The following is a 20,871-nucleotide window of genomic DNA, read 5'->3' on the forward strand; positions in this document are numbered from 1 at the left end:
ATCGAGGGCTTTCCCTCCCTGGGGGTGGCCGGTGAGGATCCGGATGCCCTCGTGCTCGCCGTCAAACAGGCGATTGCGCACGTCTCGCAGTGTCAGGCCACGCTGCTGGCGCTGCTCGACGAGGTCGAGCGCAGCCGCATCTGGGAAGGCGGATCGGCATCCGCAGCCTGGCGCACTGGGTGTCATTCGTGTGCGAAGTGCAAGTGCACACCGCACGTGAATATCTGCGCGTCATGCGCGCGCTGCGCAAGCTGCCCGAGGTGGCCTCGCTGTTCGCCGTCGGACGGGTCTCGTATTCGAAGGTCCGGACGATCACCCGGGTCGCCGATCGCATCGACGGCAGGCCAGCGGCCGAGATCGTCGTCCTCGCCACCGCCGAGCAGCTGTCGAAGATGGTGAGCACGTACTCACTGCTCGTCAAGCACGACGAGCGGCAGGAGCTCATCAGCGGGGACAAGGACCGGTTCACCGTCCTGCCGAACGGGCAGGGGCGGGCACGGATCCTCATCGACGTGCCCGAGACCGAGGCCGCGGAGATCCTCGCTGCGGTCAACGCCGCCCATGACCGACTCGTCCGCGAGCAGGCCGAAGCCGCCACGGAAGCAGCCGCTGCCGGGGAACCGGAGGTGCCGGAGAACCCCAGCAACGTCCACGCCGACGGCTTCCCCACCCAAGCCGAGGCGCTGATGGAGCTCGTGCGCTGCGGCGTCGATGCAGCCAGCGGCTCGCGCACCGATGCAGCCCGCGCGACGATGGTCGTCCACGTCTCCCCCGACACCTTCGCGCAGGCCCAGGCACAGGCGCAGGTGCAGACGCAGGCCCAGGCCCAGGCGCGGCCAGTACCCGACGGTCCCGGAGGCGTCCCCGCGGGGACGCCTGCGGCAGAGCAGAAGAGCTATGTCGACGGGTACGGGGCGATCTCTGCGGAGTCGTCAGCCCGGCTGGCCTGCACCTCGGCGATCATCGGTGCCGCACTCGACCGGTTCGGTGACGTGCTGGTGCTCGGGCGGACGAAGCGGCTGGCGAGCTCTCGGCAGCGCCTGGCCCTCAGCGTTCGGGACCTGGGACTGTGCCAGTTCCCCGGCTGCGGCAGACGTCGCCGGTTGGAGGCGCACCACCGTCAGCCCTGGTCGGAAGGAGGGCCGACTGACCTCGACAACCTCATCCTGCTGTGCCGCTCCCACCACATCGCGGTGCATGAACACCACCTGCGCATCGACCGCACCGATGCACCGCACTCCGGAGCCCGGCAGGGAAGCACCGGGTTCGTCTTCCTCACCGCAGACGGCCGGGATGTCGGCAAGTTCGAAACCCACCTGCTCCTGGCACCCCCAGGACACACGCAGGACACCATCGACTGGACGCCGCTGGAGCACCCGCCCGACGACCTCGACGAGGTCTCCGAGGTCATGTCGGAGCCGCTGAATCTCACGGCCTGCCCGTTCGAGCAGCTCTACGGCCCTGATCGCATCAGCACCTTCGGCGGCGGTTACGGCTTCAATCTCGCCGAGTGCGTCTCCTGGCTCTTCGACGTGGAGAAACCGCAGGATGACCTCGGCTTAGCCGCCTAGCCAGGACGCTCTCCCACCACGCCTGCCCTCAGGCTGCGCGTCGTAGGCGACCCAGTTCGTCTGAACGGCCAACTGGTCGTACAGCGTCCGGGCGGTTGAGATGTCCTCGGCGGTGATCCACCAGACGACCGAGCAGCCCTGAGCGCGCGCTTCGGCGCGGATCCGGTCGATGAGCGCGCTGCTGGCGCCGAGCCCGCGCGCCTCGCAAGCGGTGAAGAGATCATCGAACCACAACCCGACCGAGCCCGTCGAAGGGCGGGCTAACCGGCGGAAATGCGCGATCCCCACAATCGACTCACCTCGTCGGCCCGATCTGCTGTCATGCTCATGGTGCCTCCTCTGTGCCGTCCAGGCGAGATGCCCCGCGCACGTCCCCGCGCACACGTCCCCGCGGGGACGTCCCGACCCACCTCGGGCACGGCGCTTCGCCCACCTTGGGCCCGGCGCTTCAGCCCACCTCGGGCAGCGCGCCGGTATGGGTTTTGACGATCTCCTCCTCAACCCGCGCCTCGGGGAAGACCACCTCGGTGACCGCCCCGCCGTCTGGAGCATTGCGGAACAGCAGGTGCATGCCCAGCAGCTTCGCCTGGCCCTGGGCGATGACGAGTCCCAGGCCCATGCCGCCGCCGCCGGAGGAGACGAACCGGGTCGGGCCCGAGGCGAGCATATCGGCCGGATACCCGGATCCGGCATCGCTGACGATGACCGAGCTCTGGGTCGTCCGCACCACGATCGGCGCCTTGCCGTGGCGCACGGAGTTGACGATGAGGTTGGAGATGATGCGTTCGAAGCGCCGCTGATCGGTCATCACCGTCCGCCCGTCGGAATCGCAGACCACCTCGATCTCCTGGCCGGTCAGAGCACCGGAGCCCTGCAGCGTCGAGACGAGCGAGCGAATGGAGTTGTCGACGTTCATCGGCGCAATCGACGGGGTCGCCCGCCCCGCATCCAAGCGCGAGACCTCCAGGAGGTCCTCGACGAGCACCTGCAGCCGGCTCACCCGCTCCTTGACGAGTTCAGCAGGACGGGAATCCTCCTCCAGCAGGTTCGCCGCATTCACCAGACCGGTGAGCGGCGTGCGCATCTCATGTGCGAGGTCAGCGGTGAATCGCTGTTCTGAATCCAGCCGTTCGACCAGCCGTGACACGGCGGTGTCGGCAGCTTCGGCGAACGCGGCGACCTCATCGTCACCGGCCTCGATGACGTCCGAGATCCGCACCGAGGTGTCCCCGCCGGCGATCTTGCGGGCCGCCTGCGCGCCGAGCGTCAGGCGCCTGGAGATCTGCCCGGCAGCCAGCGAACCGATGCCGCCGATGACGACGGCTGCGCCGATCATCCCGAGCAGGATCGCCCGGTCGATCTCGTTGAGCAGGTTCTGTGACTCCTCCGTCGAGTTGCGCACGGATATGACCGCGGTGTGCGATCCGACCTGGATCGGTGCGGCCGCCCACATCGTCTCCTGCCAGTCGACCGTCGAGCGGATCGTGACGCTTTCGCCCTTGCGGGCGGCAGTCTGCGCCTCATCGGGAAGCTCGGGGTCGTCGACGGTGGTGTTGAGGGTCAGCACACCGGTGTCGGAGTAGATCGAGATCGCGTCTTCGAGCTGGTCGGAGACCCGCTGGCGCATCCGGTCGTCCTCGGCAGCCGCCGCGGACTGCCGCACGATGACACCGCAGGACAGCACCGCGATGATGACGGAGACGACGATGAGGAGGACGATCTTCCACCTGAGGGACACGCGCGCCCCTACCCGGCGAACCTGTAGCCGAAGCCGCGCACCGTCTCGATCATCCGCGCGCCGATCTTCTTGCGCAGCCGCTGGATGTGGACATCCACAACCCGAGAATCACCGGCCCACTCGTATCCCCACACGGTGTAGGCGATCTTCTCCCGCGAGTACACATGCCCCGGCTCCTCGGTCAGCAGGAGCAGCACCCGCAGCTCGGTCGGCGTCAGATGCACCTCTTTGTCATCGACGAGCACGGTCAGCCGTGCGCTGTCGAGCACCAGCGAACCCAGCCGCGTGCGGTAGTGCCCGCGGTCAGCGGCATCCGTGCCCGAGGCGGGGGTCGCCTGGCCGGTGCGGGACCCGGCGGCAGCGGCCGGGGCGGCAGGTGCGGTGACGGACGCGGGGGAGGATTCGGCAGCTGCGGTGTGCGAACCCGGGTTCGACAGTCCCGGTGAGGGACCGAGCACCTCGGGAATCCCGTCGAGGCCGACGGTCGTGCCGACATCGCTGCCGGCCTTCTCAGCCGGCGGGCCGATCTCGTCGGGGGAGAAGCCCATCGGCTCGTTGCCGGCGGTGATGAACCGGCGCACCACGGCGCGGATGCGGGCGTTGAGGACCTGCATGTCGAAAGGCTTGATGAGGTAGTCATCGGCGCCGGCCTCAAGAGACTGGACGATATCGATCGGCTCAGAGCGGGCGGAGATGATGATGATCGGCACGGTCGACTTCTCGCGGATCGCCCGGCAGATCGACGCGCCGTTCATCGTCGGCAGCATGAGGTCGAGCAGCACCACGTCAGCGCCGTGGGAGGCGACGAACTCGTAGCCGTCGCGGCCGTCTTCGAACGCGCTGACGGTGTAGCCGAAGCGCTCCAGAGAGATCTGTGTGGTCTCCCGGATGACCTCATCGTCTTCGACCAGCACGATATGCATGAGGGACCTCGTTTCGCTGCATATGAATCGCGGTACTGAAGGGGTGTGACATACAGCTTAACGGGGCGCGCTCCCGACTGCGGCTCTTCCGCGGGGATGAGTCATTCCCCGCCGTCGCGGCTGATCCGCTGCCCGGCCTCGAACCGGCCGTCATGATACCGGTACACGCGCACCGACCAGCCTGAGGGACAGCAGCGCTTGTCGCCATCGCGATACAGCGACTCCTGGGCCACGAGCGTGCCGCCCTGCCCGGGGGTGAGCGTCAGGTCCGTACCCGAGACGACGAGCTTGACCGCAGGCTGGCCGTCGTCATCCCCGACCACGAGACCAGCGAATCGCTGTTCGTCGCGCGGGGTGGTCACCTGGGCGATCTGGTACTTCGTGTCGCCGACCATGAGCGGTTCGCCCAGGGTCAGGCAGTCGGTGCAGTACAGCAGGGTCTCGAGCACCTGGGCATGGGCGGCATCGGCGGCCAGTGCGGCGTCATCGACGGCGGCCTCCCGGATCTCGTCGGCGGAGAACGGCTCGTCGACAGGCAGGTTCTCCGACGGCCGGCTGGCGCTGGGCACCGGCTGGCCCTCGGGGCTCTCGATGCGCAGCCCGTCGTCGGGGCTGCAGCCGGTGAGCAGGAAGATCCCTGCGCTCAGCACCGCGGCTGCGCGCACGCCGCGGCTGCGCATCCGGTCTGCGGGGCTGGTCGATGATCGTCCTGTCATACCACCAGTGTGCCAGGCTGCGCCCGGCCTCGCCCGCGGCAGCGGTACGGAGTAGAATGGTGGGCACTATGGCCCATCAACAGGACTCCCACTCCCCGGCATACCCGTCGAACACGACCGTGAGCTATAAGGACTCATTCATGTTCGGTGTCGTCGCCGCCGGCATCGTCCTCATCTCGACGATCTTCTTCACCGCCGCGTGGTCCAGCCTCAAGGCGATCGGCCTCGTCGGCCTCTACACCGTCATCACCTTCCTCGTCGTCTTCGGCGTGACCGCGCTGCTCAACTGGATCAGCACCCGCAAGGACGACCGCGACCAGAAGTCCTTCCCGGTTCTGAAGTAGCGCGTGTGCGCACACATCAGGCGCCCACCGGCCCCGAGGCGGTGGGCGCCTTTTGCATATGCGCTGACCTGGGACGTTTAAAGAATTCGGCAGAATCTTTCACTATCCCAGAAACGTTGCAAGTGGTTTTACATATCGCCGGTGAGAGCCGTGAGAAGCGAAGTGTTGCGAAACAGGACGTCTCGGCCGGAGCGCTCTTCGTCGAGGACTCCGACTTCCGCCAGAGCGCGGAGCCAGCTTGCCGCCGTAGGACGTGAGACAGAGCAAGCCTCCATGATGGTGCCGATGCGGCAGTACGGGTTCTCGAACAGTGCATCGGCGAACCGCGCATGCGGTCCTGCCGGGGTCACGTCGTTGATGACGGCCAGGGTGTCCTTCTGCAGCTGCTGGATCCGTTCGACGAGGCGTAGCGTTGCTGAGGCTGTTTCCTCCACCCCGGCCAGAACGAAGAGGATCCATTCCTCCCAGTTCTGATCGGTGGTGACGTTCAGCAGCAAGCGATAGTACTCGTCCTTGTGCTCGATGATGTACGGCGAGAGATACAGCACTGGGTGGGACAGCAATCCGGCATCGACGACGAGCAACACGTTGAGGATTCGTCCGGTTCGGCCATTCCCATCGGCAAAGGGGTGAATCGCCTCGAACTGGTAGTGTGCGGCTGCCATCGCGATGAGCGGGTCGAGGTCGCCAGGTTCGTTGACGAATCTCTCCCAGTCAGCGAGCAGGGCGGTGATGCGCTCGAATCCCTCAGGCGGCGAGTAGATCACGGCCTCAGTCTGCGGATTGGCGATCCGGGTGCCTGGCAGCGTTCGGACCGGCATCTGTCTCTGGTGGATCGTCGTGCAGATCTGCTCGGCAAGCGCGGCGGAAACCGGTCGATCGCGGATCCATTCGACACCGTCGAAGAGCGCCCGGCTGTAGCGGTACGCCTCTTTCGTCGCAGGGCTGGCTCGGACATCAGCGACCTGGGAGAAGCGCAGGAGCTCATCGGTCGTCGTCACGATGTTTTCAATCTCCGAGCTGGCCTGTGCTTCGATGTAGGGAAGGGAGTTGACGAGCACTGCCGGGTTCGGAATGCGTTTGCAAGCCTGATCGAGTCCAGCAAGCGCAGCCCGCGCCTCGATAGCAGATTTCAGCGTCCGTCGGGTCTCGAGAACGTCTGCCGACGGAACCGAAGGCAGCTCGTCATACGGAATCTCAGGGTTCCAGGCCATGCCCCGAGTCTATGAGCGAGATTGCGATATTGAAAGAATTCGGCAAAATCTTTCACTATCCCAGAAACGTTGCAAACGGTTTTCCATATCACCGGAACCGCAGCAGCCGCAGGCTGTTGAGCACGACGAACACGGAGCTCAGGGCCATCGCGGCACCGGCGATCATCGGGTTGAGCAGTCCGAGGGCTGCGACCGGGATCGCTGCGGTGTTGTAGGCGAAAGCCCAGAACAGGTTGCCGCGGATGATCGCCAGCGTCCGGCGCGAGAGCCGGATCGCCTGCGGGATCTGGGCCAGGTCATCGCGCACGAGCGTGATGTCCGAGGCCGCGATCGCGGTGTCGGTGCCCGAGCCCATCGCCAGGCCGATGTCGGCCTGGGTCAGTGCCGCAGCGTCGTTGACGCCGTCGCCGACCATCGCCACCGATCGGCCCTCGCCCTGCAGCGCGGTGATGACCTCGACCTTCCCGTCCGGGCGGACATCGGCGTGCACGCGCTCGATGCCGGCCTCGGCGGCGACCGCCTCGGCGACGGGGGCGTTGTCACCGGTCAGCAGGATCGGCTCGAGCCCGAGCTCGCGCAGCTCGCCGATCGCGGCGGCCGCGGACTCCTTGAGCGTGTCGGCCACGGCGATGCAGCCGGCGAACCGGCCGTCGATGCCGACGGCCACGATCGTGGCCGGCAGATCCGGCACCGCCTCTGCCGGCACGTCGATGCCGTGTTCGCGGAGCAGGTCCGGGCGGCCGATGAGCACCTCGTGCGCCGTTCCCGAGGCGGTGCTCGCGTTGGCGCGCACGCCGCCGCCGGGGATGTTGGCGAAGTCGCTGATCTCAACTGCACCCCTCTGTTCGGCTGGCACTGCGGCTGCCACGGCCTGTGCGATCGGGTGCTCCGAATGTCCCTCGACTGCCGCTGCGATCGCGAGGTCGTCGTCGGACAGCCGGGATTCGGTCACCTGCATGCGGCCTTCGGTGACCGTGCCGGTCTTGTCGAGCACGATGGTGTCGAGGCGCCGGGTCGATTCCATCACCTCGGGCCCGGAGACCAGGATCCCGAGCTGGGAGCCGCGCCCGGAGGACACGGCGACCGCTGTCGGGGTGGCCAGGCCGAGCGCGCACGGGCAGGCGATGATGAGCACGGTCGTGGCGGCGATGAGCCCGCCGGACCACGAGCCCGCCGCCAGTCCCCAGATGAGCAGGGTGGCTGCGGCGATGACGAAGACGACCGGCACGAAGACTGCCGAGATGCGGTCGGCCAGCCTTTGGACCGGCGGTTTGCCGGTCTGGGCGCGGGTGACGAGCTCGGCCATCTGCGCCAGCGTCGTCTCGGCGCCGACGCGGGTGGCGCGCACGGTCAGCGACCCGGAGGTGTTGATCGTCGCGCCGGTGACGGTGTCACCGGGGCCGACCTCGACGGGCACGGACTCGCCGGTGAGCATCGACTCATCGACCGCCGAATGCCCGCTGACGACCTCACCGTCGGTGGCGACTTTCTCACCAGGGCGGACGCGGAACACCTCGCCGGCGGCGAGGTTCTCGATCGGCACCTCGACCTCACCGTCGTCGCGGATGACGCGCACCTCGGTGGCTCCGAGGCTCAGCAGTTCGCGCAGCGCCTCGGTCGCCCGGCCCTTGGCGCGTTCCTCGATGAGGCGGCCGGTGAGCAGGAAGACGATGATCGCCACGGCGGCTTCGAACCAGACGTGGTAGTTGTGCGGGATGTGCCACAGGTGCCCGGCCGCCGCCGCCCGGGCGAGTGCGGTGAGGGAGACGACGGTGGCGATGATGACACCGACGCTGACCAGCGTGTCCATCGTCGTCGACCGGCCGCGGGCGGCCTTGTAGGCGGCAGTGTAGAACGGCCACGCGCCCCAGGTGACGACCGGCAGGCTGAGAGCTGCGACGAGCCACTGCCAGCCGGGGATTCCCAGCCCCATGCCCATCGAGATGACGACGACGGGCAGGCCGAGGATCGCTGAGCCGATGAGCCGGGGGCGCAGGTGCCTGAGGTCGTAGTCGACGACCTCGGGCCCGCGGCCTGGGGCCATGGGCGCGCGCACGGTCGCCGAATAGCCGGCCTTCTCAACAGCAGCGGTCAGCTGCTCATCGGTCACCCCCGGCCCGGCGCTCACGCGCGCGGAGTTGAGCGGCAGGTTGACGGTCGCCTCGACGCCGTCGAGGCGGTTGAGCTTCTTCTCGATCCGCGCCGAACACGACGCGCACGTCATCCCGGTGATGTCGAGATCGACGCTGCGCGACTGCTCGGCAGGATGGGCGCGATCCGCTTCGGGGCCGGCGCTCATCAGCGGACCTCGTATCCGGCCTCATCGACGGCGGCTTCGATGGCGACTGCGGAGAGCTCGGCATCGGATTCGATGCGCACGGTCGAGTCGCCGCCGGCGACGAGGTCGACCTCGACACTGCGGACGCCGTCGAGCTCGCTGAGCTCCTCCTTCACGGCGCGCTCGCAGTGCTCGCAGGTCATGCCGGAAACGGTGATGGTGGTGGTGTGCATGGGGTTCTCCCTTCTCAGCTCTTGATGAGCCGGCGGATGGCGGCAGTGGCCTCATCGACCTTGGCGGCCGCCGCCTCCGGGGACTCCTGGGCAGCAGAGACGACGCAGTGGCCCATGTGCTCGCGCAGCAGCTCGACCGACACCGAGTGCAGTGCGGCGGTGGCCGCCGAGATCTGCGTGAGGATGTCGATGCAGTAGGTGTCCTCTTCGATCATCCGGCCGATCCCGCGCACCTGTCCTTCGATGCGCTTGACCCGGTTGCGGAAGGCCTGCTTGTCCTCCAGGTAGCCCGGAGGGCCGGCGGGCGCCGGTGCGGTCTCCGTTCCCGAGGCGGTGGTCGCGGGGTCTGGGTGCGTCTCTGTCATGCCGCCACTGTATACCCTGCAGGGGTATATCTTCAAGGGGTGGGCAGGACCGAGATCTCCAGCTGCGAGGGCCTGGCATCGTCGGTGAAGATCTCCGTGTGCGCCACCCGCCCCGGGCCCGGCACGCCCTCGGCCGCGCCGGTGTTGGGGTTGACGTCGAAGTGGGGGAACCGGCTGCCGGCCAGGTCGAGGCGCAGCCGGTGACCGGCACGCAGCAATGCCGCAGTCGGGAACACCTCGACGGTCACCTCGGCGATCTCGCCGTCCTCCAGCAGTCGCGGGTAGGTGAAGGACTCGCGGTAGCGCACCCGGGTGATGCCGTGGCACAGATTGAGCGCAAACCCCTCCGGCCAGTCCGCACTCGGCGGATGCTCATCGATGAGGGTGGCGGCGATATCGCAGTCCGGTCCGTCGCTGCGCACCCACACCCGCAGCCGCACCGGGCCGATGAGCGTGAGATCCTCCTCCAGCGGTGCCGTGCGGAAGGTGAGCACATCCTCGCGGTCGGCCAGCGAACGACCCGAACCGTCGGAGCCGAAGAAACCGGCCTGCTCGCGCTGGTCGAAGACCCCGCCGAAGAAAATCGGCTGCCCGCTCGTGAGCGCGCCGCCGATCGTGGGCACCGGGCGGGCCGGGTCGGCCACGAGCACCGGAGCGCTCGCCTCGCCGTCCTGCGGTTCGCCAGCGGTGGTGAGGGTGCCGCCGGCCCCGAGGCGGAGGCTGAGTTCCCGTGCTTCGGGCACCGGCCAGCTGGGGAAGGTCTGCCAGGTGCCACCGGCATCGATGCGGCCATCAGAGGTGCGCGCACCGGTGCCGGCGCCCATGACGAAGATGTCCGCCCGCGTCTTCCCGGCGGTACCGGTTTCGAGCAGGTGCTCGGCGAACCAGTCGATGCGGCAGTCGAGCCAGGAGCTGGCGATGCTGCCGTCGAACACGGCCTCTTGACCGAAATCGGCATCCCCGGCATGCGGGATCGTGCGGTCGCCGTGCAGCCACGGGCCCATGATGAGCCGCTGCGGCGCGGTCCTGCCGCCACCGCTCATGGCGGCGAAGTTCTGCACCGTCGAGGGTGCGTAGACGTCGTACCAGCTCGACATCCACAGCATCGGGATGTCCGGGATCGCCTCATACCGGGTCTCGGCGCACAGACCGGGCTGGTCCCAGTGCTCATCGAAGGTCCCGTGCTCCCACTGCTCGAAGAGGTACTCCTCGTATTCGGGGTGGTCGGAAAGCGGCGAATCCCCCCGAGCCCAGGGCATGCGAGCGAACCATGCCCGCAGGTCGTCCGCCTCGGAGGCGGTGAGCGCACCGGAGCGGCCGCGCGCCAGGCGCGCCTGCCGGTAGGCCCACGTCGCCTGCTTGAGTTCGAACGCCCCGCCCTGCCGGATCCCGCACCGGTAGGCGTTGGCGAACCCGCCGGAGTCGAGGACCATCGTCTGCAGCCCAGGCGGGTTGAGGCAGGCGAGCGCGAGCTGGGTGTGGGCGGCATAGGACAGGCCCATCGTGCCGACGCGGCCATTGCACCACGGTTGGGCGAGTAGCCACGCCATCGTCGCAGCCCCGTCCTCGGCCTCATTGACGTACTTCGTGAACACACCTTCGGAGCCGTGCCGGCCCCGGCAGTCCTGGAAGACGACGCCGATGCCGTGGGCGGTGAAGTGCGCGGCCATCTCAGCGCGGCTGATCTCCCGGCCGCTGGCATCGACCTCCGAACGCGACTGCAGCGTCTTGCCGTACGGCGTGCGCTCCATGACGATCGGGTGCGGGCCGGCGGTGTCGGGCAGCCACACATCGGTGGCCAGCCGGACTCCGTCGGGCATGGGGACCATGACATCGGACAGCATCTGCATACTCAGTACCCCACCGCCACGGCGATCGACAGCAGGGCAGCGGCGACGACGATGAGGATCGCGACGAGCGGCCACACGAACTTCGCCCAGCGCACCCAGCCGACCTCGGCTGTGGCGAGGAAGATGAGCAGACCCGAGGAGGTCGGGGTGATGATGTTCGTCAGGCCGTTGCCCATGAGGAAGGCGAAGACCGTCGCCTGGGAGCTGACACCGGCCAGCTGGCCGACCGGGCCGAGGATCGGCATCGAGACTGCCGCCTGTCCCGAGGTGCTGGGGATCGCGAGGTCGAGGCCGAGCTGGGAGATGAGCATGCCGTAGGCCGAGACGTAGGGGCCGTGCTGGCCGATTGTGGCGACCATGCCGGCGACGATCGAGTCGAGCACCTGGCCCTGTTTGAGCACCAGTGCGACCGCTGTTGCCATGCCGATGAGCACGGCGGCGATCATCACCTTCTTCATGCCGGTGACGAACGACTCAGCCATGAGGCTGGGGCCGAGCTTCGCTTCGGCGGCGAAGACGATGGCAAGGAACAGGTAGTAGGCCGACAGGTGGGTCGTCGACCAGTCCCAGTGCTGGGAGCCGAAGACCATGAAGGCGATTCCGGCGGCCAGGGTGATCAGGATGAGCGTGTGCCGCTGCGAGAGCGGGGTGACGTCGAACTCGTAGTCGGCTGGCGGCTGGCCGGCGCGTTCGCGGCGGATCTTCCACAGAACGAAGGCGATGCCGATGGCCATCATGACGATGTAGGTGACCACGCGCAGCCACATGCCGCTGAAGATCGGGACGCCGACGAGCGGCTGGGCGACGGAGAGGGCGTAGGGGTTGGTGATCGAGGCGAGGTAGCCGACCTTGACCGGGATCGCGACGATCGCCAGGCCCGCCACACGGGAGATGCCGAGCCGGTCGGTCATGGCGACGACCATCGGGATGACGAGGAGGTACTCCTTGGCCATGCCGAGGAACGTCGAGCCGAAGGAGAACACGATCATGAGCACCGGTGCCAGCAGCATGATGTTGCCGCGGGTCAGGCTCAGGGCGCGCTCGAGGCCTGCTTCGATGGCACCGGAGCGCTGCAGGACGCCGAACATGCCGCCGATGAACAGGACCATGAAGATGAGGTCGGCCTGCTCGACGATCCCTTCCGGGATCGCGGCGAGGAGCTGGACGAGGCTGACCGGGGCGGCGGCGGTCTCGGAGCCGGTGCCGGTGAAGATGTCCCAGAAGCCGAAGCTCTTGGGCACCTGCTCATAGCTGCCGGGGACGACGAGGTCGCCGTCGCGGGCGAAGCGGCCGGCGGGCAGGACGTAGGTGAGGAAGCCCGCGATGGCGACGATGATCGTCATGACCACCGCCGGATTCAGGGGCTTGCGGGTGGTCTGTGTCTTCTCGATGGTTTCAGCCATGAGAGGTGTCTCCTGTCGTCTGCTGCTGCTCGCCCAGGACACGTGCCAGTCGCTCAGCGACATCGGTGAGGGCTGCGGTGAGGGCGAGTGCATAGTCTTCGGTGAGCCGGACCAGCGGAACGCTGGCGCTCAGACAGGCCGAACAGCGGCCGCGGGAGTCGATGATCGGCACGGCGACCGCGCCGACTCCCGGGGTGAGTTCACCTCGGGAGTTGCTCACACGTGTTTCGCGGATCCCAGCGAGGGTCTCGGAATCCAGCAGGGGCGCGGCCGGTCCGGCCAGCACCTCGTCGATGATGTCCTGCGGGGCGTAGGCGAGCAGGAGCCGGCCGGATGCGCCGACGCCGAGCGGCCGGCGGTTGCCGGCAGCGCTCTCAACCCGGAGCACCTGGGTGCAGGTGCGCGAGTAGATCTGCACGAACTCGCGGCCGTCGCGGATGCGCAGCTGGATGTTCTCATCGAACTCCTCTGCCAGGTCGGCGACAGCCGTATCGAGGGCGGCGACGATGTCGAACTGCCGGCGGGCGGCCTGGCCGAGGATGAGCGCCTGGTAACCGAGGCGGTAGCCGCCGTCGGCGCCCTGGTGCACGTATCCGGCCTCGACGAGTGTCGTGAGGATGCGGTACACCCGCGACTTGTTGATCTCAGAGCGCCGCGCGAGCTCGCTGAGCCCGTGGCCGGGGTGGTCTGCGACGAGACGCAGAACATCGAGGGCGACGTTGACGCTGGAGATCATGAACCCACCTTTTGGTTTGCCTAGTGAACCGTCAGTTCTCTGTATGAACCAGGCGACTATGACACAGATCTCACCGGCTGACAACCGTCAGCCGGTGAGCGGGTCTTTCAGTGGGTGGGCTGGCTGCGCCTCAGCGCATCCGCAGGGCCCGCAGCGCGGCCAGTGCAGTCGTCATCGTCTGCTGGAAGCGCTCGGCCGGCAACCGGTTGCTCGGGGCCAGCGGGTGGAGGGACTGGCGGGCGATCGTGCGGGTGCGGGTGAAGGCGAGCAGCGCCTCGGTCCCGTGCCGGTGCCCGAGCCCGGAGTCCTTGATGCCCCCAGACGGAGCCGCGATCGAACCCCACACCGCGGCGAAGGCCTCGTTGATATTCACCATCCCGGCCTCGACCTGGCGGGCGACCTCCCAGCCGTGGGACGCCGAGGCGGAGATGACGCTGGCATTGAGCCCGACGTCGAGGCTGTTGGCCGCAGCGATCGCCTCAGCATCGCTGTCGACCGGGTAGACGCTCACGACCGGGCCGAAGGTCTCGGAGGCGAACAGGTCGGCCTCAGCGGTGACGTCGGTGAGCACGGTCGGGGCGTACATCCACGGGCCGGCCGCCGTGCGCAGGTAACCCCCGCAGCGCACCGTGGCGCCGCTCGCGCGGGCCTGCTCGACGTGCTCGTGGACCTTCTTGACCTGTGCCGTCGAGGTCAGCGACCCGAGGCCACGCGAATAGTCGAACGCCGCACCCTGCTCCAGAGACTCAGCCGCGGCGACGAAACGGTCGACGAACTCCTCATAGCGCTCGCCGACGACATAGATCCGCTCGATCGACAGGCACAGCTGCCCGGCAGAGGAGAACGCCCCGCGCACCGCGCAGTCGATCGCGGTGTCCATATCGGCATCGGCGCAGACGATCATCGCGTTCTTGCCCCCGAGCTCGAGGACCAGCGGCTTCAGGCGCCCGGCCACCGCCTCGGCGATGGACCGGCCAGCCGCCGTCGACCCGGTGAACGACAGCCCATCGACCCCGGCCAGCAGCGGTTCGGAGACCTCCTCCACCGGGCCGGGCACCAGCTGCCACAGATCGCGCGGCAGGCCCGCCTCGATCGCCAGCCGGCGCATGAGCACCGCTGAGAGCACCGTCTGCGAATCGGGCTTGTGCACCACCGCGTTGCCGGCGATGAGGGAGGCGATGAGGTCGTTGGCGCCCAGGGACAGCGGATAGTTCCACGGCGAGATGAACCCGATGACCCCGAGCGGCGCGTGATCGACCGCCGTGCGGGTCAGCCCGGGCACAGCACCGCGCCGGCGCGTCGTGCGCAGTGTGCGCGGGGCGGCCAGGGCGGTGAATCGGCAGACGTTGTAGGAGTCGAGCACCTCGTCGTAGGCGTGCTGGCGGGCCTTGCCGGTCTCAGCCTGGACGACGTCGAGGAGCAGCTCCTCGTTCCGACGCACCAGATCATGCAGGGTGAGGAACACCGCCGCACGCTCACGCACACTGCGGGCAGCCCATGCCGTCTGCGCGCGTGAGGCGCGGGCGATCGCCGCCTCGACATCAGCCGCGCTCGCCCCGGCGAAGGCCGTCAGCGGCTCACCGGTGAACGGCAGGTGCGCGGAGATCTGCGCGCCGGTCCCGGCGACATCGCGCTGCAGGTTGTCCAGCAGGAACTCGCGCAGCCGGGCCGGCAGCGCACACGGCTGCGCGGCCCGGGTGTCGGTCAGCGGGGCGGTCTCAACGGTGCCTGTGCTCATGTGTCCAGTGTCTCATCCACCCCGGCTGAGGCGGCTAGACTGCGACCATGGTCACACCGGAGCTGCGCCGTGCCGTCGCCCACTTAGGCGCGCCCTTCGGCGTCATCGACCGCGACGCCTTCGACGCCAACGCCGCAGCCATGACCGAACGCGCCGGCGGACTGCCGGTGACTCACCGCAGCACGAAGCCGGGCACGAGCGGATCACGCGGATCGACGGTGAAGCTGTGCGTGCCGGTGCGGTGGGCGGTGCCGGTGATCACCGGCAGCACCCCGGGCAGCGCAGGCCGGCCGGGCAGTCCCACCGGGACCGAGGCGGTGTGCCGGTAGGAGGCGGTGAACCGTGAGCCGACGATCGAGTCGTGGGTGAGCGTCTGCCCGGCCGTCAGCCGGCCCGCGGCCGCCAGCACCGCCACCCGTGAGGCGGTGCCCGAACCGCACGGGGAGCGGTCGACCTGCCCGTCGGCGAAGATCGTGACATTGCGCTGGTGCACGCCTGCGCCGGTGGCGCCGATCTCGTCGTAGAAGATCACCCCGTAGATTCCGGCCAGCCGGTCATCGGCGGGGAAGGCCGCCGCCGAGGTGCCGGTCAGGAGCGCTTTGATCTCGCGTCCCAGCGCGATGAGCTCAGGCAGGTGGGCGGCGTCGACGGCCAGCCCGAGGTCGCTGGCGCGCACATGGGCGTACAGCGCCCCGCCGAAGCCGATGTCGACGCTGCTGCGCCCCCGGCTGGTGGCCAGCTCGACACCTGTGTGCATGCGGCAGGAGGCGACATTGGCGAAGTCGACGCCGGTGACCGTCCCACTCGCCTCGGTGTGGACGAGCGCCCGCACCCGGCCGGAGGGCACATCGATGACGACTTCGGTCGGGCCTTCAGCGCAGCGCTGCACCCGCCCGGTCTCGATCGCCCACGCTCCCAGGGCCATCATGCCGTGCCCGCAGGCGGTGGAGAACCCGTCGGCGTGCCAGAACAGCACCCCCAGGTGGGCGCCCTCATCATCGGGTGGGACGAGGAACCCGCCGTACATGTCGGCATGCCCGCGCGGCTCGCTCACGAGCAGGCGGCGCAGCTCATCGGGCGGGCTGCCGGGCACCTGCGCGTGCATCCGCCGCTCGGCGGCCGTGGCACCGGGCAGGGCGACCGGCGGGGCGGGCACGATCCGGAACGGCTCCCTGCCGGTGTGGTAGTCGACGGTGTCGATCACGGCGATCAGCGCGTGGCTGCGCGCCAGGCGGCCACCGCCTCGGCTGCGATCTCGGCGGCCAGGCCGGTGTAGGTCGCCGGGCTGAGTGCGGCGAGCCGGTCCGCGTCCTCCTGCGGCAGCCCGAGGCTGTGGACGAAGGACTGCAGCTCAGCCTGGTCGACGCGGTGCCCGCGGGTGAGGTCCTTGAGCTTCTCGTACGGGTTGTCCATCCCCGGCACTCCGGTCAGGTAGGCCGCGCGCATGACCGACTGGATCGCCTCGGCGAGCACCTCCCAGTTGCTCTCGAGGTCCGCATTGAGGGCGTCGGTGTCGATCGCGAGCTTCTCCAGGCCCTTGACGAGGTTGCCCAGCGCGAGCACCGAATGCCCGAGTGCCACGCCGATGTTGCGCTGACTGGTCGAATCGGTCAGGTCGCGCTGCATCCGCGAGGTCACGAGCGTCTCGGCGAGCGTGTCGAGCAGCGAGCAGGAGATCTCGAGGTTCGCCTCGGCGTTTTCGAACCGGATCGGGTTGACCTTGTGCGGCATCGTCGACGAGCCGGTCGCGCCTTCGACGGGGATCTGCTTGAAGTAGTGGATCGAGATGTAGGTCCACATGTCGGTGGCGAGGTTGTGGGCGATCCGGTTGAACCGGGCGATGTCGGCGAACAGCTCCGCCTGCCAGTCATGCGACTCGATCTGCGTGGTGACCGGGTTGAAGGTCAGCCCGAGCTTCTCGACGAACGCACGGGCAAGGGCAGGCCAGTCCGCCTCGGGGACGGTGACCGTGTGCGCCGAGTAGGTGCCGGTCGCGCCGTTGATCTTGCCGAGGAACTCGGTGTCGCGGATCCGCTCGTACTGGCGGCGCAGCCGGTGGACGAACACGCCGAGCTCCTTGCCCATCGTCGACGGGGTCGCCGGCTGGCCGTGGGTGTGGGAGAGCATAGGCACTTCGGCCAGCTCCTCGGCCATCGAGGCGAGCTGGTCGATGAGCGCGGCTGCCCGCGGCAGCCAGATGTCCTCGATTGCGCCCTTGATGCCGACACCGTAGGAGAGGTTGTTGATGTCCTCGGACGTGCAGCAGAAGTGGACGAGCTCCGAGAGGTCATCGGCGCCGATCGACGACAGTGCTTCCTTGATCGTGTATTCGACGGCCTTGACGTCGTGGACGGTGACGGCTTCGAAGGTCGTCAGCTGCTCGATGGTCTCCTGGCCGTAGTTCTCGACGATCCCGCGCAGCTGCGCCTTCTCGTCATCGAGCAGCTCGCGCGTGCCGGGGACGACGCGGTTGTCGGCGAGGTGGATGAACCATTCGACCTCGACATGGATGCGGTTGCGGTTGAGCGCGGCCTCCGACAGGTAGTCCAGCAGCGGGGCGGCGTCGGCGCGGTAGCGGCCGTCGAGGGGTCCAAGGGCTAGGTCAAGCGAAGAGAGCGATGCGCGAGTCATGGCCCCTATCATCTCATGCGGCGCGCCCGGGCGGGACTGACGGGTTCAGCCGCACGCGTCCGCTCCGAGCTGCAGGACAACCTCGCACAGTCATCGTTCGCGTGGGATGAGCAGCGGGGCTGACGCCGGTCCGACGGCACATGTGGACGCGGGGCGATCATCCACACCCCGCGCCCGAGGCGGTGCCCACCGTGACCGCGCCGGTGAGACTTCCGGCATGGGTGGACACACAGGGTACGTCTGGCCGGTGGCCAAGCCGATCGTCGACAAGGCGGTCGGCAGGACCATCGAGGTCGGCAGGGCCGGCAGGGAGTGGGCAGAAGACCAGGTCGAAGAGCACATCATCGAACCGCATCTCATGCCAGCACTCGAAGGCCTGCTGGCCGATGTCGAGCAGTCGCAGGCAGCGTGGATGAGGGTGGCCGAGGAATGCGCCAGAGCCGAGGCGGTGTGCCGGCAATCGGGTTCCGTCGGCTGGGTCTCATCCGCCGCCGAGGTGTTCCGCGCGCGGATCGACGAGCACGCCCGTGAGGTCGGCTCGCTGGCCGCTGAGGCCCAATCCGTCGTCGAAGCCTACGACCACTACCTGTCTGAGCTGCGCAGCTCACCGGTCGGACAGGCGCTGGGCCTATGAGCACGCATGCGCCCGACCACCGCGCTTGGCTGCCGATCGCCGCAGCAGCTCTCACCCACCTGGACGCCGCTGACCTGGCACACTGGCCACCGGCCTTCGTCCCCGAGCGGCGAACGCGCACGACACCGCTCGATGATGCCGCGGCAGCCGCTGCCGGCGCGCAGCTGCCGAGCGCAGATGAGATGGAGGACTGGGTCCGGCAGGCCAGCGCCGTGCTGGCCGCCGGACGCCTGCGATGGAGCGTGAGCATCACCCTCGACGAACGCGAGCTCTTCATCGTCGCAGCCCTCCTCGGCCACACCTGCGTGCTGCTGTGCCGTCATCACACCCCTGATCAACCCACACCAGCCGGGTTCATCGGCACCACCTGCGCCCCAGCGGAGATCGGCGATGTCATCACAGCTCTCATTCCAGACGACGGGCAGCGCACCGTCACCTGCCTCTTAAGCGACCGCATCGACCCGGTCCGGGCCCGCCGGTGGGTCATCCACGACTGCCCTGACTGTCCGCACGGAGTGAGCGCGCTGCTCGGTGCCGACGTATGGGAGCAGATGCACGCAGAACTGGACGGCACCGGATTCCAGCAGTGGATCCGCATCCGCATGGCAGGCGACCTCATCGCCGCCACCGCAGCACTGGCGATCGAAGAGGAGGAGATCCGGCGATGAGCGGCATCCAGGTCAGCGGCGGTGCCGGCGGCATCCACGCCCACCTCAACGACTTCGACCACACCGCTGATGTCCTCATCTCCACGGCAGGCGACCTCGGCACTGTGCTGCGCGGGGCAGCGGCATCGGACGCCACGATCTCCCGGCTCGTCATCAGCCCGCTGGCCATGCCCGCGGCCCTCCAGCTGCAGGGCCGCATCAACGACTTCCTGCTGCGCAGCGGATCGACTGCCGGCTCGCTGCTGCTGACAGCCGGAGTGCTAAGCAACAGCGCTGCCGCCTACCGGGCCAGCGAACAGGCAGCAGAGGAGATCTTCTCCCGCGCGGCCACCGCTGCCGGCGTCGCACTCGGCCACATGGCCCGCACCGCCGTTGTCGCCGGGGCCGGGATCGGGCTTGTCGTCGGTGCTGCCGTGCTGGCCAACCCCATCACACTCATCGTCGCCGGTGGTACCGCGCTGCACCTCATCACGACGGGAAAGCACACGGTCCTCGCCGATTCCGCCAGCCGGGAGCTGGAGAAGATCGGCACCGCGCTCGCCCACCACCCCGAGTTCGCCCAGCCGCTCATCGAACACGTCCTGCCCGGCTTCATCGGCGGGTTCCTCGGCCTGCCCGGCCCGCTCGGCACCGTCACCGGCCCGCAGTCGACAGAGGACCTCGCCGGGATCATCCTCATCGCCGGCCGACAGTTCGGGCTGTTCGACTCCACTGACGTCACCGTCACCGGCGGCAAGCACCGGCAACCAAACCCGCAGCGGGCCACCGCACCGAAGGACGCCACCGAACTGCTCGAACGCACCCTGGACTCCCACCGCGGCAAGGACAACGGAGATGTGCAGATCGAGAAGATCGTCGACGCAGACGGCAACACCCGCTGGATCATCTACGTCCCAGCCACCACCGACTGGAGCGCGGACCCCAGCCGCAACGGCACCGATATGACGACGAACGTCGAAACCGCAGCCGGATACGACAGCGTCATGCGCGAAACCGTCAGGCAGGCGATCGAGGACGCCGGCATCCCTCCCGGTGACGAGGTGATGATCACCGGGTTCTCCCAAGGCGGCATGACCGCCGCGAGCCTCGCGGCCGACCCGGAGTTCCGCAAGCGCGTCAACGTCACCGCCGTCATGACCACCGGTAGCCCGGTCGGCGACTTCGACATCCCCGACGGCATCGAAGTGCTCTCGCTCGAACACGCCCAGGACATCGTGCCGACCCTCGATGGCACCGACAATCCGGCAGGACAGGACCGGACGACCGCCCGGGTCGAACTCGACTACGAGGCGCTGCGGGAGCACCCGATGTTCGACGGCAAGACCGATGCTGAGATCGACGCCGCACTCGCCAGCCCTGGCTTCGCCCACAACGGGACCCTGTACGCCGAGAGCATGGCCAAACTGCTCGCCTCTGGAGACCCGAGTGTCGACGCGTGGGCCACCGGCAGCGCTGCCGGATTCTTCGCCGGCACGACGACCGCCCGATACTCCTACAAGGGCACGCGAAAGCAGCAGTGACGCACATAACAGAGGGGCTTCTCAGAAGGTTCCCAGCCGACATTTGGTCGGGTGTCCAAGCAATTGTTCGACAACGCCAAAACCCTGCCCCCACCTCGGCGGCGGCCTACCAGCGATGCGGTGGTGACCCTACGCTGGAAGCAGGTCGGTGCACGGCCGCACCACCGCTTCGGAGCACCCATTCGAGGCAGCCCGTCAGCTTGGCACACACTGTGCAAATCCGTTAGTGTGTGACCACATTGTGAAATGTCTCACTGCCGGGGCTGGGTGCACAACCGCGCCGACCCCACTGGTTCGGACCGCTTCACC

19 protein-coding genes are annotated in these 20,871 nt (G+C 68.3%); 5 read left to right on the plus strand and 14 right to left on the minus strand.

Annotated elements, in window-relative coordinates:
* Positions 1–89 precede the first annotated feature (89 nt).
* Positions 90–1,571 (plus strand): HNH endonuclease, encoded by a 1,482-nt coding sequence (locus H9634_RS14835; RefSeq protein ID WP_191725253.1) that lies wholly within the window; start codon positions 90–92, stop codon positions 1,569–1,571.
* Here H9634_RS14835 and H9634_RS14975 read toward each other — a convergent pair.
* The 4 genes from H9634_RS14975 to H9634_RS02650 form a co-directional block, all read right to left on the minus strand.
* Positions 1,560–2,123 carry a GNAT family N-acetyltransferase gene (locus H9634_RS14975; protein ID WP_404801664.1) on the minus strand — a complete coding sequence of 188 codons (564 nt, stop codon included), beginning with the start codon at positions 2,121–2,123 and terminating at the stop codon, positions 1,560–1,562. The genes H9634_RS14835 and H9634_RS14975 overlap by 12 nt on opposite strands.
* Positions 2,020–3,309: a sensor histidine kinase gene (locus tag H9634_RS02640; protein ID WP_191725255.1), complete on the minus strand. Its 1,290-nt coding sequence runs from the start codon at positions 3,307–3,309 to the stop codon at positions 2,020–2,022. Before H9634_RS02640 ends, H9634_RS14975 begins: the two co-directional genes overlap by 104 nt.
* 8 nt (positions 3,310–3,317) lie before the next feature.
* Entirely contained in the window at positions 3,318–4,232 is a 915-nt protein-coding gene (locus H9634_RS02645; protein WP_175293573.1) for a response regulator transcription factor, read from the minus strand.
* A gap of 101 nt (positions 4,233–4,333) precedes the next feature.
* Positions 4,334–4,948 (minus strand): hypothetical protein, encoded by a 615-nt coding sequence (locus H9634_RS02650; protein ID WP_191725256.1) that lies wholly within the window; start codon positions 4,946–4,948, stop codon positions 4,334–4,336.
* Positions 4,949–5,016: 68 nt separating this feature from the next.
* Here H9634_RS02650 and H9634_RS02655 point away from each other — a divergent pair, with 68 nt between their 5' ends.
* Positions 5,017–5,292 carry a DUF3021 family protein gene (locus tag H9634_RS02655; RefSeq protein WP_165883975.1) on the plus strand — a complete coding sequence of 92 codons (276 nt, stop codon included), beginning with the start codon at positions 5,017–5,019 and terminating at the stop codon, positions 5,290–5,292.
* Positions 5,293–5,420: 128 nt separating this feature from the next.
* On the opposite strand, the gene H9634_RS02660 is transcribed toward H9634_RS02655, so the two are convergent.
* The 10 genes from H9634_RS02660 to purB all read right to left on the minus strand — a co-directional run bounded on the left by H9634_RS02660 (position 5,421) and on the right by purB (position 17,740).
* Positions 5,421–6,506: a Fic family protein gene (locus tag H9634_RS02660; RefSeq protein WP_191725257.1), complete on the minus strand. Its 1,086-nt coding sequence runs from the start codon at positions 6,504–6,506 to the stop codon at positions 5,421–5,423.
* Positions 6,507–6,594: 88 nt separating this feature from the next.
* A complete protein-coding gene (locus H9634_RS02665; protein WP_191725258.1) occupies positions 6,595–8,805 on the minus strand; it encodes a heavy metal translocating P-type ATPase in 2,211 nt (736 codons plus the stop codon).
* Complete coding sequence (locus H9634_RS02670; protein WP_165883973.1) at positions 8,805–9,017, minus strand: heavy-metal-associated domain-containing protein; 213 nt, start codon at positions 9,015–9,017, stop codon at positions 8,805–8,807. The genes H9634_RS02665 and H9634_RS02670 overlap by 1 nt, the downstream gene beginning before the upstream one ends.
* A 14-nt stretch (positions 9,018–9,031) precedes the next feature.
* Positions 9,032–9,382: a metal-sensitive transcriptional regulator gene (locus H9634_RS02675; protein WP_191725259.1), complete on the minus strand. Its 351-nt coding sequence runs from the start codon at positions 9,380–9,382 to the stop codon at positions 9,032–9,034.
* Positions 9,383–9,414: 32 nt separating this feature from the next.
* Complete coding sequence (locus H9634_RS02680) at positions 9,415–11,232, minus strand: CocE/NonD family hydrolase (protein WP_191725260.1); 1,818 nt, start codon at positions 11,230–11,232, stop codon at positions 9,415–9,417.
* A gap of 2 nt (positions 11,233–11,234) precedes the next feature.
* Complete coding sequence (locus H9634_RS02685) at positions 11,235–12,635, minus strand: YfcC family protein (RefSeq protein ID WP_191725261.1); 1,401 nt, start codon at positions 12,633–12,635, stop codon at positions 11,235–11,237.
* Complete coding sequence (locus H9634_RS02690) at positions 12,628–13,371, minus strand: IclR family transcriptional regulator (RefSeq protein ID WP_191725262.1); 744 nt, start codon at positions 13,369–13,371, stop codon at positions 12,628–12,630. The genes H9634_RS02685 and H9634_RS02690 overlap by 8 nt, the downstream gene beginning before the upstream one ends.
* 130 nt (positions 13,372–13,501) lie before the next feature.
* A complete protein-coding gene (locus H9634_RS02695; RefSeq protein ID WP_191725263.1) occupies positions 13,502–15,109 on the minus strand; it encodes a succinic semialdehyde dehydrogenase in 1,608 nt (535 codons plus the stop codon).
* Positions 15,110–15,281: 172 nt separating this feature from the next.
* On the minus strand, positions 15,282–16,313 hold the full coding sequence (locus tag H9634_RS02700; RefSeq protein ID WP_191725264.1) for a proline racemase family protein: 1,032 nt from the start codon (positions 16,311–16,313) through the stop codon (positions 15,282–15,284).
* Positions 16,314–16,318: 5 nt separating this feature from the next.
* The gene (gene purB / locus H9634_RS02705; RefSeq protein WP_191725265.1) at positions 16,319–17,740 is read right to left on the minus strand and encodes an adenylosuccinate lyase; all 1,422 of its coding nucleotides are present in this window, start codon (positions 17,738–17,740) and stop codon (positions 16,319–16,321) included.
* A 217-nt stretch (positions 17,741–17,957) separates the two neighbouring features.
* Between purB and H9634_RS02710 the strand changes: the two genes are divergently transcribed.
* Genes H9634_RS02710 through H9634_RS02720 form a run of 3 tightly spaced genes read left to right on the plus strand, consistent with a single transcriptional unit; the run spans position 17,958 to position 20,562 of the window.
* Complete coding sequence (locus tag H9634_RS02710; protein ID WP_191725266.1) at positions 17,958–18,374, plus strand: hypothetical protein; 417 nt, start codon at positions 17,958–17,960, stop codon at positions 18,372–18,374.
* Positions 18,371–19,042: a hypothetical protein gene (locus H9634_RS02715; RefSeq protein ID WP_191725267.1), complete on the plus strand. Its 672-nt coding sequence runs from the start codon at positions 18,371–18,373 to the stop codon at positions 19,040–19,042. The genes H9634_RS02710 and H9634_RS02715 overlap by 4 nt, the downstream gene beginning before the upstream one ends.
* Positions 19,039–20,562, plus strand: coding sequence for a hypothetical protein (locus H9634_RS02720; RefSeq protein WP_191725268.1), 1,524 nt, complete (start codon positions 19,039–19,041; stop codon positions 20,560–20,562). Before H9634_RS02715 ends, H9634_RS02720 begins: the two co-directional genes overlap by 4 nt.
* The last annotated feature ends 309 nt before the right edge of the window (positions 20,563–20,871 follow it).

The organism is Brevibacterium gallinarum (genome assembly GCF_014836885.1).
Classification (GTDB): domain Bacteria; phylum Actinomycetota; class Actinomycetes; order Actinomycetales; family Brevibacteriaceae; genus Brevibacterium; species Brevibacterium gallinarum.

What these genes read in the sequence shown, in the direction of transcription:
- H9634_RS02720 (WP_191725268.1), top strand. Translation starts at nt 19,039, where the DNA reads ATGAGCGGCATCCAGGTCAGCGGCGGTGCCGGCGGCATCCACGCCCAC.
- H9634_RS02670 (WP_165883973.1), bottom strand. Translation starts at nt 9,017, where the DNA reads ATGCACACCACCACCATCACCGTTTCCGGCATGACCTGCGAGCACTGC.
- H9634_RS02685 (WP_191725261.1), bottom strand. Translation starts at nt 12,635, where the DNA reads ATGGCTGAAACCATCGAGAAGACACAGACCACCCGCAAGCCCCTGAAT.
- H9634_RS02655 (WP_165883975.1), top strand. Translation starts at nt 5,017, where the DNA reads ATGGCCCATCAACAGGACTCCCACTCCCCGGCATACCCGTCGAACACG.
- H9634_RS02660 (WP_191725257.1), bottom strand. Translation starts at nt 6,506, where the DNA reads ATGGCCTGGAACCCTGAGATTCCGTATGACGAGCTGCCTTCGGTTCCG.
- H9634_RS02675 (WP_191725259.1), bottom strand. Translation starts at nt 9,382, where the DNA reads ATGACAGAGACGCACCCAGACCCCGCGACCACCGCCTCGGGAACGGAG.
- H9634_RS02715 (WP_191725267.1), top strand. Translation starts at nt 18,371, where the DNA reads ATGAGCACGCATGCGCCCGACCACCGCGCTTGGCTGCCGATCGCCGCA.
- H9634_RS14975 (WP_404801664.1), bottom strand. Translation starts at nt 2,123, where the DNA reads ATGCTCCAGACGGCGGGGCGGTCACCGAGGTGGTCTTCCCCGAGGCGC.
- purB (WP_191725265.1), bottom strand. Translation starts at nt 17,740, where the DNA reads ATGACTCGCGCATCGCTCTCTTCGCTTGACCTAGCCCTTGGACCCCTC.
- H9634_RS02710 (WP_191725266.1), top strand. Translation starts at nt 17,958, where the DNA reads ATGGGTGGACACACAGGGTACGTCTGGCCGGTGGCCAAGCCGATCGTC.
- H9634_RS02690 (WP_191725262.1), bottom strand. Translation starts at nt 13,371, where the DNA reads ATGATCTCCAGCGTCAACGTCGCCCTCGATGTTCTGCGTCTCGTCGCA.
- H9634_RS02665 (WP_191725258.1), bottom strand. Translation starts at nt 8,805, where the DNA reads ATGAGCGCCGGCCCCGAAGCGGATCGCGCCCATCCTGCCGAGCAGTCG.
- H9634_RS02650 (WP_191725256.1), bottom strand. Translation starts at nt 4,948, where the DNA reads ATGACAGGACGATCATCGACCAGCCCCGCAGACCGGATGCGCAGCCGC.
- H9634_RS02645 (WP_175293573.1), bottom strand. Translation starts at nt 4,232, where the DNA reads ATGCATATCGTGCTGGTCGAAGACGATGAGGTCATCCGGGAGACCACA.
- H9634_RS02680 (WP_191725260.1), bottom strand. Translation starts at nt 11,232, where the DNA reads ATGCAGATGCTGTCCGATGTCATGGTCCCCATGCCCGACGGAGTCCGG.
- H9634_RS02695 (WP_191725263.1), bottom strand. Translation starts at nt 15,109, where the DNA reads ATGAGCACAGGCACCGTTGAGACCGCCCCGCTGACCGACACCCGGGCC.